Origin of the sequence: Nocardia seriolae NBRC 15557 (assembly GCF_007990715.1) — a bacterium.
Lineage (GTDB): Bacteria > Actinomycetota > Actinomycetes > Mycobacteriales > Mycobacteriaceae > Nocardia > Nocardia seriolae.
In genome coordinates this window covers 44,254-54,862 of record NZ_BJWY01000036.1, presented here as the reverse complement: position 1 = coordinate 54,862, position 10,609 = coordinate 44,254, and the positions used below count along the sequence as shown (strand labels likewise).

The following is a 10,609-nucleotide window of genomic DNA, read 5'->3' as shown; positions in this document are numbered from 1 at the left end:
AGTACTAGCCGACGGATCAACAGCACGCCACCAGCAATTCGAAGGCACCGTACAGGTCGGGCTCGGCGAAGATCCGAGGTTCGTTGCCCGATGCGGTGTGATGCCAGATGACGTAGTAGGCAGCCAGATAACTCAATTCTCCCCACGGTTCCCGCGTGTGGACCCGCGCCAGCACTCGACCGCATCGCACGCATTCGAGCCACGGAACAACGACCAGGCCCGCCATGACGGAGTCGGCAACGCCGACCTGGGCTGGGTCAACCGGCGTCGAGCGATCGTCCGGCAGCAGACGGATGGAGCCCCTGTCTCCGGAATCCCTGACACATGAGGCGATTTCGCTGTGCCGGGCCAGCCGTTCACCCCAGCGCTCGGCCAACACCTCGATCTCGGCGCGCACTCGGTCGCCGATGGGCACTCGGTCCTCGATCAGCCTCCGCATCAGCATCCACAGCCCAGCTTCCTGATGACCACTCTCACGGCAGTCGCGAAAGCTCTCGACATCCTCGACGGTCGGCAGCAACGTGGCCAACCGTTCCCACAGATCGACTTCGTATGTCTCGTAACGCCCATCGGTACCCACCGTCGCGACCCTAGGGCAAGGAGACGGCCGAGGTGCCGGGTGCAGGTGGTTTTGCAGGAGATCGTCGACGCGGCCGACGGGCTCTTACATGGCCGACCGATGCTGATCGCCGCGGTTCGACGCGCTGCTGCCGGGCTGCCGGGCGACGACTTCGATACTCCGCCCTCGGAGTGGGAGGCATCTGCTCGGCCTGAGCTCAATCATTGGCTGACCGGACCGGCCCCGTTCGACGACGGACCGGCGCTCTCCGCTCACCTCGATTGCAATGCTGACCCCGCGGATCTCCGACGCGGACCTCAGGGCTTGGCTTCACACCCCGAATCGCTGGAGTGGGAATGGGTTCCGGCTTTCGTGGCGCCGCTGCGTCAGGCCGGATGGTGGCGCAGCGAGATCGCCGAGAAACTCCTGGAGGAGATCGGTGATCGTTGCATGCAAGTCGGCACCGCACTGGTCGAGCTCACCGAATTCAAGTCGGCCGACAACGACGACATGCTCGAACTGCTCTTCATCGACGCGAAGGCCATCGACCGGCTCGACACTCTGTCTGCGGCGGTCGGCCGCCGGGTGGAGTGGTGGCGTAGCCACTGATGCGAGGAAGGCGCCCCGCCCTGATCCCAGGTCAGGGTGCGGCGCAAGGCATCGGGCAGGGTCAGGATGCGAGCGGCGAGAGCGTCGGCGACCAGATCGGCGCGTTTGCCCTCGGGCAGCGCGACCAGCAGCAGGAACCGGGTCGAGCGTCCGACCAGGGTGACGACCGGGGACATGCCTTTGCCGAAGAGCAGATCGCCCTCCCAGTGACCCGGGACTGCCCGGTCAACGCCCCCCCGGGGCTTTTCGGGGCCGTCGCGGTGGCCGCACGTGCCGGTGGCCGAATAGTTCACATGACGTCGCTGGACTGGATACGGATCGACGCTCCGGCTGCGCGAAGAGGGGCTGCGAGGGCTTCCATCTCGACCCGGGTGCCTTCTAGTCCTCGATTGCCGAGCTCGTCGGCCAGGGCACGTGCCTCTATGAGGGTCAGAGTCCGCACAGTTCGAAGCGCGCGCATCACCACTGCGGGCGTGACGTTGCCGCCAACGAGATGCATGGTCGCGAGACCGTTCGCCGCCAAGATCGCCGCGCGCATCCCGGCAAGCGGTGTTTCGTAGCCGCATTCGTTCCAGTGGCTGCCGCAGTCCGGGCAATTACCTTCGAGGTCCCATCGGTGGGCGCCAGCTGCGAGAACCTCGACAACCGTGGCTTCGATCCGCGACCCGCATGCGATGCATTCGGTTGTGTAGGGCGCGGTTTCGAGCACGGTGTCCATCACATCGAATCCTGGATACAGAATTGTGTCATGACTGACGAGACGTCACCGGTTGAGCTGTTCGGTGCGCGTGGCTCGGCGGGATCGATACTGCGTGTTTGGTTTTCCTCGAGGACTGCTCAAGCCGGGGTTCACATACTCGGGGCGCGGACAGAGACGTTCGGGAGATGGACCGTGGTGGCCTTGGCTGCCTGCACGAATCGGAAGACATCATGAACGGCGAACTGATCGCGGCGGAGTACGCGGAGGCTGGGGCGGCCGCCCATCAGGGGCGGCGGCGGGTGCTGGCCATGTTTCCCGGGCAGGGCTCGCAGCGGGAAGGCATGGCGGCCCATTTGATTCGGGAGCATCCCGGTACGGCGGGGGCGGTGTTCGAGAGCGCGGAGCAGTGCCTGGGGCTGCCGTTGCGGGAGCTGTGCGTCGAAGCGGACGCGGAGCGGTTGCGGGCCACCGAGGTCGCACAACCCGCGATCTTGGCCACGGCGCTGGCGACCTTCGAAGTGCTTCGCGCCGAGGGCTTTACGCCCGATCTGGTGGCCGGGCACAGCCTCGGTGAATTCGCGGCGCTGGCCGCGGCCGGGGTGCTCGAGCTCGCGGACGCCCTGGCACTGGTGCGTTTGCGGGGCGAGCTGATGGCCGAGATCGCGGCGGCGGTGCCGGGCGCGATGACCGCCGTGGCGGGCGTGCCCGCGGCCCGGATCGAGGAGATCTGCGCGGGCATCGGCGGGGTGGTCGAGCTCGCCAACTACAACGCTCCAGACCAGTCGGTAATCTCCGGCACCGCCGAGGCGGTGGCCGCCGCGACCGAGCTGTTGCGTGCCGAGGGCGCGAACTCACTGGTCGCGCTGCGGGTCGGCGCACCGTTCCACTGCTCGCTCATGGCCGAGCTGGAGGAGCGGTTCGCGGCGGGCCTGCACCTCGCCGACTTCCGGAACCCCACCACAACGGTGATCAGTTCCGTTACCGCACACCCAGTTTCGACCGGCCAGCAGGCACGCGACCTGCTGCGCCGCCAGCTCACCGCCCCGGTCCGCTGGATCGAGGTGATCGCCGCCGCCACCGAACTCGGCTGCACCGACTACCTCGAGATCGGCCCCGGCCGCGTGCTGTCCGGCCTCGCCAATCGCATGGTCGGAGCGGCCACCGTGCGCAGCACCCAGGACGCCCGCCGCATCGCCGCCGCGGTCGCCGAATACGCCTGATAACCAGCGGAATACGCCTAGTTCCGACCGAATACTCCTGACTCCGAACCAAATACGTCTCAGTCGAAGCCGAGTACGCCTCGCGCTCACCAGCACCCCCGCGGCCGCACCGGGCCCCGGGGGCGGCGACCACACCCCTCACCGAGGAAAAGGAAGATCACCATGCCCGAAACCAGCACCGACTTCGCACCCGCCGTCATCGACGCCATCGCCGACGCCCTCGGCATCGACCGATCGGAAGTGACCCTCGACGCCACCCTCATCGACGAGCTGGGCGCGGAATCCATCGACCTGCTCGACATCCTGTTCCGCATTCACCGCGACACCGGGGTCAAGATCGCGGTCGCCGATGTCCAGGAGCTGCTGCAGGGCGGCATCCCCGACGACGAGTTCGGCGACGAGAACGAGATCGTCTCCGAGATCGGCCTCGCACACCTGGAAAAGGTGCTGCCCCAGTTCGATCGGAGCAACCTGAGCGGCCCGCTGCGCGGTGAGCAGGTGCTCGGCCTGGTCACCGTGCGCAATCTGGTCGATCTGGTGGCCCAGCGCGCGGCCGCGCCGGCCGAGGTGGAGGAGGTCGCTTGCTGTCGGCCGGACAGGATTTCACCGGCCGGGTCGCGCTGGTCACCGGCGCGTCGCGCGGCATCGGCCGGGCCGTCGCCACCACTCTGGCGCGGCGCGGCGCGGCGGTGGCCGTCAACTACCGCTCCCACAAGGACGAGGCTCTCGAGGTGGTCGCCGAGATAGAGGCGGCCGGTGGCCGTGCGGTGGCCATCGGCGCGGATGTCTCCGATGTCGCGGCGGCCCGCGATCTGGTGGAGCAGACCCGAGACCAGTTGGGCGGCTTGCACATTCTGGTCAACAACGCGGGCATCACCCGCGACGGCCTGCTACACGACATGGATCCGGCGCAGTGGTGGCGGGTCATCCAGGTGAACCTGGGCGGCGCGTTCAACTGCACTCACGCCGCGGCCGCGCACCTGATGTCCCAGGGCGACGGCGCGATCGTTAACGTCTCGTCGATCATGGGCGAGAAGGGTCTCACCGGCCAGTCCAACTACTCCACCTCCAAGGGCGCGATGAACGCGCTGACCCTGGCCTGCGCGGTGGAGATGGCCCGGTTCGGCGTACGGGTGAATGCCGTTCTCGGCGGCGTGATTCCGACCGATCTCATCGGCGATCTGCTGCAACGCGACAACGGCCGCGGCCGCACCCATGTCCCGATGCGCCGCTACGGCGATGTGCAGCAGGTCGCGGAGGCGGTGGCCTGGCTGGCCTCACCTGCCGCCGACTACGTCACCGGCGAACTGCTGCGGGTCGACGGCGGTCTCGCGGTGCAGCTCAGCAACGGCCGCCTGGTCTCCCGCTGAACTCCCGGCCCACTGAATCGGAAAGGACGTGACTGCCATGCGATTTCATCTCATCGACCGAATCGAGTCCTGGGAACCGTTGCAGCACATCACGGCTCGCAAACTCACCTCGGTCTACGAGCAGGTCTGGCAGCCGTCCGCCACCGGCCCGGTGCTGCCCTTCGGCCTGGCCCTGGAGGCGCTGTGCCAGGCCGGGGCCTGGCTGGTGCTGCTCAGCTCGGCGCATACGAAACGCGCGGCGCTGCTCACCGTCGGCGAGGTGACCATGTACCGCGACGCGGTGCCCGGTGACGTGCTGCGCATGACCGCGAAGGTGGTGCACGCGACGCCGGAGGCCGCCGTGGTGGACGGCTGGATCGAGGTCGAGGGCGAGCGAATCATGGACGCCCGCAACATCATGTGCGCGCTCATCGAGGCCGACCGGCTCGACGATCCGGCCGATACCGAGCGCATGGCCCGCCATCTGCTCGGGCAGGAGCTGGTCTGATGGGCACGAACGAGTTCACCGACGCGGCCGGACGCCGCCGGGTGGCGGTGACCGGCGTCGGCGCGGTCACCCCGCTCGGGGTGGACGCGCCGTCCACCTGGGCCGGTCTGGTGGCGGGCCGCAATGCGATCGGGAAACTGACCACCTTCGACTGCACCACCTTCCCGGTCCGGATCGCCGGACTGGTCCCGGACTCCTTCGATCCGGACACCGCCATTCCGGACACCGCCGACCGCCGCTGGGTCTCGCGCCCGGGACTCTTCGGCCTCGCAGCGGTCGGTGAGGCGCTGCGCTCGGCGGGCCTCGACCCGCTGCACGCGCGGTATCCGGCGGCCGACCGGGGTGTCGCCATGGGCGCGAGCGTGGGCCGCCCCGACCTGGCCATGGTGCTGCGCGTCGCAGAAGAGCGTTCCAGGACAGGAAGATCCGATGCGTTCGTGCGGCCCGCGCCGTCCGCGACGCTGACCGGCAACCAGAACGTGGCCCTCAACGCCATGGTGCGGCTGACCGGCGCGACCGGTCCGATGGTGGGCATCCACACCGCCTGCGCCGGATCCGGACACGCCCTGGGCGAGGCCTTCCGGCTGATCCAGGACGGCGATGCCCGCATGATGGTGGCGGGCGGCTACGACTCGCTCACCACCTGGGCCGACATCCTCGGCTTCGGGCTGCTGGGCGCGATGACCGACCGCTACAACGACAATCCGGCCGCCGCCTCGCGCCCCTTCGACGCCGACCGCAGCGGGTTCGTCATCGGCGAGGGCGCGGTGGCGTTCGTCCTCGAGGACCTGGCCTGCGCGCTCGAGCGCGGCGCGCCGATCCTGGGCGAGCTGCTCGGCTACGGGTCCACCATGAACGCCTGGCGCATCACCGACTCACCGCCCGACGGTGCGGGCGCGATCGAGGCCATGGAGTCCGCGCTGACCGAATCCGGTTTGGGGACAGCCGATATCGACTACATCGCCGCGCACGGAACCAGCACCCCGGGCAACGACGTCTCCGAGACCCGGGCCATCAAGAAGGTGTTCGGTGACGACGCCTACCGGCTGGTGGTGTCCTCACCCAAGTCCATGGCCGGGCACCTCACCGCCGGGGCCGCGGCGCTGAACCTGCTGGCGGCGCTGGGCGCGATCCGGGATTCGGTGGTGCCGCCCACCATCAATCTCGACACCCCGGATCGGGCCCTGGATCTCGACTACGTACCCCATCGCGCACGCCGGATGCCGGTGCGCGCGGCCATGATCAATGCCCTCGCGTTCGGCGGTTCCAATACCTGCCTCGTGGTGGGCGCACCCCGGGAGCAGCCATGACCGTGTCCTCCACCGCACCCGCCGACCTGCCGACCGCGAGCATGGGTACCCCGGGATTCGATCGAATCATCGAAGTGCACACCGGAGTTCGGGCCGAGGCCCTGCTCAACGTGACCGGCACCCTCCCGTTCTTCGACAGCCATTTCCCCCGCCGCCCGATCCTGCCCGGAGTGCTGCTGACCGAGAGCCTGATCGCGCTGGCGGTGCTCGCGGCCGATGATCCCCTGCTGCGGCTGCGCGCCGCGGAGGGAATGCGCTTCCGCCGCTTCATCACACCCGGCGATCAAGTGCGCCTCATTGTCGAAACAGCCGGTCCGGGAACAGATCCGGCGGCATCGCTATGGTGCGCCACTGCCACCGTCGAGGGAAAGACGGCAGCCGCCATCCGCCTCCTGCGCCTGACGCGGGGACCGAGCATGGATTTCGTCACGGCGAACAGCCCTGCCGCCGAGGTGAATTCGTGACCGCGCGGCGCGTCGTGATCACCGGCATCGGCCTGATCACCGCCCTCGGCGAGGGCGCGAGCGCAACCTGGTCGGCGCTGGTGGCGGGCCGCACCGCCGTCGGACCGCTGCGCGCTTACGACCCGTCTCCGCTGCGGACCCGGCTCGGTGCGGAGATCCCGGACTTCGATCCGGCCGAGTTCCTGTCCCTTCGATCCATGCGCACCTCCACCCGCGGCGACCAGTACGGCGTAGCCGCCGCCACCCTCGCGCTGCGCGACGCGGGCCTCGAACAGCGCGACCTCGGCCCCCGCACGGGCCTGTATCTCGGTGGGAACAAGGACATCTGCCAGCGCGACGACTCCATCGCCGATATGGCCGCCATCCGCGGCGCGGACGGCGCACCGGACATGCGCAGGCTCGGCGAGCTGGCCCGCTCGATCGTGCCGCCGCTGGCCTACGTGGAGGGTTTGCAGAACGGCGGGACCTATCACATCTCCTCGCTGTTCGGCCTGCGCGGACCCAATGCCTTCTACGCGGGCGCGGCCGATTCCGGGGCCACCGCCATCGGCCGCGCCATGCGCGCCATCCGGCGCGGCGAGGCCGATATCGCCGTCGCGGGCGGCTACGACGACGCCACCAACTGGTGGGCCATGGCCAAACTGGACGGCCTCGGCGTCCTCTCCCCACGAAACGACCTGGATACCAAGGCATTCCGGCCCTTCGACCGAGACCACAGCGGCTCCGTCATCGGTGACGGCGCGGCCATCCTGGTACTCGAGGACCGCGATCGAGCGCTGCGGCGCGGCGCGCACTGCTACGCCGAACTCGCGGGCTACGGCATGGGCAACGACTGCGTGCGCGCACCCGCCTCGGATCCCGACGGCCGGGGACTGGCCCGCGCCATCGCGGCATCCCTGTCCGATGCCGATGCCGCGGCCCCGGATTGTGTGCTCTCCCACGGCTGTGCGACCGCGCTCGGCGACACCAGCGAAGTACGGGCCCTGCGCTCAGCACTCGGCCTCAACGCCGAGCAGGCCGCGGTGACCAGCGTCAAACCCCAGACCGGCCACCTGGTGGGCGGTGCGGGCGCGCTCAATGCCGCGTTCGCCGCGCTGGCCCTGAACTCCGGCGTGGTGCCCGGCACGGCCAATCACGAAACCCCCGCCCCCGGTTGCGATCTGGACATCGTCGCCGGCGCGGCCCGGGACGCCCGGCCGCGCGTGGCCCTGGCCCTGGCCCGCGGCCTGGAGGGCCAGGCCGTGGCGCTCACCCTCACCCGCTCGAACTGACCGACAGGACTCCCGGCCATGCACGAAACCCCCGCCAAGCACGAAACCCCGGCCATGCACGACGCCCCGGCGATGCGAGCGGCCCCGACCTTGCCCGAAACCCCGGCCCCGGCTGAAACCCCGGCGTTGCGCGGAACCCATGGATCCGCGCCGCACCGGCGCATCGTGATCACCTCGCTCGGCGCGATCACCGCGCACGGGGCGGGGGCGGAGGAGCTGTGGCAGCGGGTGCGCGGCGGCGAGGTGGCGATCCGGCCGCTGCGCGAGTTCACCGTCCCCGGACTGCCCGCCGCGATCGGCGGCGAGATCCTCGACTCCCCTCGCCCCAAATACGATTATCTGAGCCCGCTCGGCCTCATCGACCCCGAACCAGCCATCGACTACGCCCTCATCGCCGCCGAAGAGGCCATGGCCGGTGCGGGACTGGGCGTCCTGGAGGACGGCGCGCCGCCCCGCCCCGACGCCCTGCCCGCGCACCGATGGGGCGTGGCATTCGGCAGCTGCAACGCCGGGATTCGCAGCGCGGAGAAGGCGGTGCGCCGCGCGGTCGATGTCGGTCGCACGGTCGGTGTGGAGGAACTCAGGCTGGGCGACGACCGGCACCTGCTGCTGGTGCCGCCGCAGTTCTGCGCCGAGGCGCTCAGCGCGGCGTTCGGGCTCAAAGGTCCGGTGCTGTCGGTGAATACGGCGTGCGCGTCCAGCGCCCATGCCCTGGCCCACGCGGTCGAGCAGATCCGAGCCGGGCGCGCCGACGCCATGTTGGTCGGCGGCAGCGACGCGCTCAGCGAGATGGCCTACTACGGCTTCAACAGCGTGGAGTCGTTGTCCGCGCGCCCGGCCCGCCCGTATTCCCGTGACCGCGACGGCCTTTCGCTCGGCGCGGGCATGCTGGTATTGGCCGCCGCCGAGGTCGCGCTGGCGGCGGGTGCGCCGATCGTCGCCGAGGTGCTCGGCTACGGCATGTCCGCCGACGGCTACCACGCCACCGCCCCGCACCCGCAGGGCGCGGGCGCGGCCCGCGCCATCCGAGCCGCCATCGACAGCGCCGACCTCACCCCCGCCGAGGTACCCTACATCAACGGCCACGGCACCGGAACACCCAAAAACGACTCGGCCGAAAGCAATGCCGTGCGCGCCGCACTGGGTGAGGCCGCGCGGGACGTGGTGCTCAGCAGCACCAAATCCATGATCGGCCACCTGCTCGGCGCGGCCGGCGCGGTCGAGGCCATCGTGACCATCCTCGGCCTGCGCGACGAAATGATCCCCCCGACAGCCGGTTTCACCGAGACCGACCCGGCCTGCGGACTGGATCCGGCGCCGAATGCTGCACGCGCCCTGCCCATGCGGGTGGCAGCATCGAACAATTTCGCCTTCGCCGGAGCCAATGCCTGTGTCGTGTACGGCCGACCGGACAGCGCGCGGCCCGGGTCCATGCCCGGCAGGGGAGACGGCCGGACCGAGGCAGCCGACACGACCGACCGCGCCGATGAAACCAACCGCGCCGAGAAGGTCGACCACGCCGGTGATGTCGACGAGGTCGTCGTCACCGGCATCGGTGTGCTCATCGGCCCTGCCACCGACGCCGAGCAGCTGTGGGCCGCCTGGCAGGGTGGTGCCGGGGCGGCCGAGTCGCACAAGGGATTGCGGCTGGCGCGCGTGGCGACCGATCCGGGGGTCGCAATCGCGGCGAAAGTGCGCAGGCGCATGGACCGCCTCGGGCAGTTGGCGGTGGCGACCAGCGCACAGGCGCTCTCCGCGGCCGGGCTGACCGCCGATGAGAGTGTGGGTGTGGTGCTCGGCACCGGTATCGGGCCGATGAGCAGCATCTCGCGGTTCTTCGAGCCGACGGTGGCCGGTGGTCCGCTGCAAGGCAATCCGGCCATTTTCCCCAATACCGTCTTCAATGCCGCGGCGGGCCAGGTCGCGATGGTGCTGGGCGCGAAGGGCCCGACCTCCACCCTGACCTCCGGCCATGCCGCCGGTGCCGCCGCGCTCGGAACCGCGTTCGACCTGTTGCGCGCCGGGCGCGCGGACGCGGTGTTGTGTACCGGCGCGGACGAACTCTCGCCCTACGCCCTGGACGCGTACCGCGGCGCGGGATTGTTCACCGGCCGCCACGGACGCGACTTCCGCCTCGCCGAGGGCAGCGTCACCCTGCTGTTGGAACGAGCCTCGACGGCACGCGCGCGCGGCGCCACTCCCCTGGCGATCCTCGCGGGCTACGCCACCGCCTCCGATGCGCTCGGCATAGCCCGCTGGGACGCACGCGGCCACGGGATCGAGCGGGCCATGCGCGATGCCCTCGCCGCCGCGGCGGTGGATCCCGCCGAGCTGGCGGCGATCTGGACCGCGGCGGCGGGCCTGCCCGTGGTGGACGGCCCGGAGCGGCGAGCCATCGATCGCCTCGGCCCGGGCGCGAATTGCGTTCGGCACGAGCCCAAGCGGGTCCTCGGCGATCCGATCGGCGCGGGCGCGCAGCTGGCCGCCGCCCTGGCCCTCACCGCCTGGGCGCGCGGCGGCGACCCGGGCCCGGCGCTGATCAACGCTTCCTCGCTGGGCGGCACTCACACCAGTTTCGTGCTGCGTCACCCCGCCGCAGCACCCCTCGAATCCTGAACG

The 10,609-nt window shown here is 70.2% G+C and carries 11 protein-coding genes; 9 read left to right on the top strand and 2 right to left on the bottom strand.

Annotated features, from left to right (window positions below):
* Nucleotides 1–16: 16 nt before the first annotated feature.
* Nucleotides 17–580 (bottom strand): hypothetical protein, encoded by a 564-nt coding sequence (locus NS2_RS13960; RefSeq protein WP_036548221.1) that lies wholly within the window; start codon nucleotides 578–580, stop codon nucleotides 17–19.
* A 51-nt stretch (nucleotides 581–631) separates the two neighbouring features.
* Here NS2_RS13960 and NS2_RS13955 point away from each other — a divergent pair, with 51 nt between their 5' ends.
* Nucleotides 632–1,168: a hypothetical protein gene (locus NS2_RS13955; protein WP_147207181.1), complete on the top strand. Its 537-nt coding sequence runs from the start codon at nucleotides 632–634 to the stop codon at nucleotides 1,166–1,168.
* A 289-nt stretch (nucleotides 1,169–1,457) separates the two neighbouring features.
* Here the strand turns inward: NS2_RS13955 and NS2_RS13950 are convergent, their stop codons facing one another.
* Nucleotides 1,458–1,886 carry a hypothetical protein gene (locus NS2_RS13950; protein WP_106852386.1) on the bottom strand — a complete coding sequence of 143 codons (429 nt, stop codon included), beginning with the start codon at nucleotides 1,884–1,886 and terminating at the stop codon, nucleotides 1,458–1,460.
* Nucleotides 1,887–2,098: 212 nt separating this feature from the next.
* On the opposite strand from NS2_RS13950, the gene fabD reads away from it, so the two are divergent.
* From fabD to NS2_RS13910, 8 genes are all read left to right on the top strand, one after another.
* Nucleotides 2,099–3,088 (top strand): ACP S-malonyltransferase, encoded by a 990-nt coding sequence (gene fabD, locus NS2_RS13945; protein ID WP_197707914.1) that lies wholly within the window; start codon nucleotides 2,099–2,101, stop codon nucleotides 3,086–3,088.
* Between the two features lie 162 nt (nucleotides 3,089–3,250).
* Entirely contained in the window at nucleotides 3,251–3,835 is a 585-nt protein-coding gene (locus NS2_RS37445) for an acyl carrier protein (RefSeq protein ID WP_261772282.1), read from the top strand.
* Nucleotides 3,733–4,458 (top strand): SDR family NAD(P)-dependent oxidoreductase, encoded by a 726-nt coding sequence (locus NS2_RS13935; protein ID WP_261772283.1) that lies wholly within the window; start codon nucleotides 3,733–3,735, stop codon nucleotides 4,456–4,458. The genes NS2_RS37445 and NS2_RS13935 overlap by 103 nt, the downstream gene beginning before the upstream one ends.
* A 37-nt stretch (nucleotides 4,459–4,495) precedes the next feature.
* Nucleotides 4,496–4,945, top strand: a complete 450-nt coding sequence (locus NS2_RS13930) for a hotdog family protein (RefSeq protein ID WP_033087845.1) — start codon at nucleotides 4,496–4,498, stop codon at nucleotides 4,943–4,945.
* The gene (locus tag NS2_RS13925) at nucleotides 4,945–6,255 is read left to right on the top strand and encodes a beta-ketoacyl-[acyl-carrier-protein] synthase family protein (protein WP_045437538.1); all 1,311 of its coding nucleotides are present in this window, start codon (nucleotides 4,945–4,947) and stop codon (nucleotides 6,253–6,255) included. Before NS2_RS13930 ends, NS2_RS13925 begins: the two co-directional genes overlap by 1 nt.
* A complete protein-coding gene (locus NS2_RS36785; protein ID WP_063864988.1) occupies nucleotides 6,252–6,719 on the top strand; it encodes a 3-hydroxyacyl-ACP dehydratase FabZ family protein in 468 nt (155 codons plus the stop codon). The genes NS2_RS13925 and NS2_RS36785 overlap by 4 nt, the downstream gene beginning before the upstream one ends.
* The gene (locus NS2_RS13915; RefSeq protein WP_033087846.1) at nucleotides 6,716–7,990 is read left to right on the top strand and encodes a beta-ketoacyl-[acyl-carrier-protein] synthase family protein; all 1,275 of its coding nucleotides are present in this window, start codon (nucleotides 6,716–6,718) and stop codon (nucleotides 7,988–7,990) included. The genes NS2_RS36785 and NS2_RS13915 overlap by 4 nt, the downstream gene beginning before the upstream one ends.
* 18 nt (nucleotides 7,991–8,008) lie before the next feature.
* Entirely contained in the window at nucleotides 8,009–10,606 is a 2,598-nt protein-coding gene (locus NS2_RS13910) for a beta-ketoacyl-[acyl-carrier-protein] synthase family protein (RefSeq protein ID WP_197707913.1), read from the top strand.
* Nucleotides 10,607–10,609 lie beyond the last annotated feature (3 nt).

Bases quoted from the DNA above. Each gene is read 5' to 3' on its own strand.
- NS2_RS13950 (WP_106852386.1), bottom strand. From the start codon at position 1,886: ATGGACACCGTGCTCGAAACCGCGCCCTACACAACCGAATGCATCGCA.
- fabD (WP_197707914.1), top strand. From the start codon at position 2,099: ATGAACGGCGAACTGATCGCGGCGGAGTACGCGGAGGCTGGGGCGGCC.
- NS2_RS37445 (WP_261772282.1), top strand. From the start codon at position 3,251: ATGCCCGAAACCAGCACCGACTTCGCACCCGCCGTCATCGACGCCATC.
- NS2_RS13930 (WP_033087845.1), top strand. From the start codon at position 4,496: ATGCGATTTCATCTCATCGACCGAATCGAGTCCTGGGAACCGTTGCAG.
- NS2_RS13925 (WP_045437538.1), top strand. From the start codon at position 4,945: ATGGGCACGAACGAGTTCACCGACGCGGCCGGACGCCGCCGGGTGGCG.
- NS2_RS36785 (WP_063864988.1), top strand. From the start codon at position 6,252: ATGACCGTGTCCTCCACCGCACCCGCCGACCTGCCGACCGCGAGCATG.
- NS2_RS13910 (WP_197707913.1), top strand. From the start codon at position 8,009: ATGCACGAAACCCCCGCCAAGCACGAAACCCCGGCCATGCACGACGCC.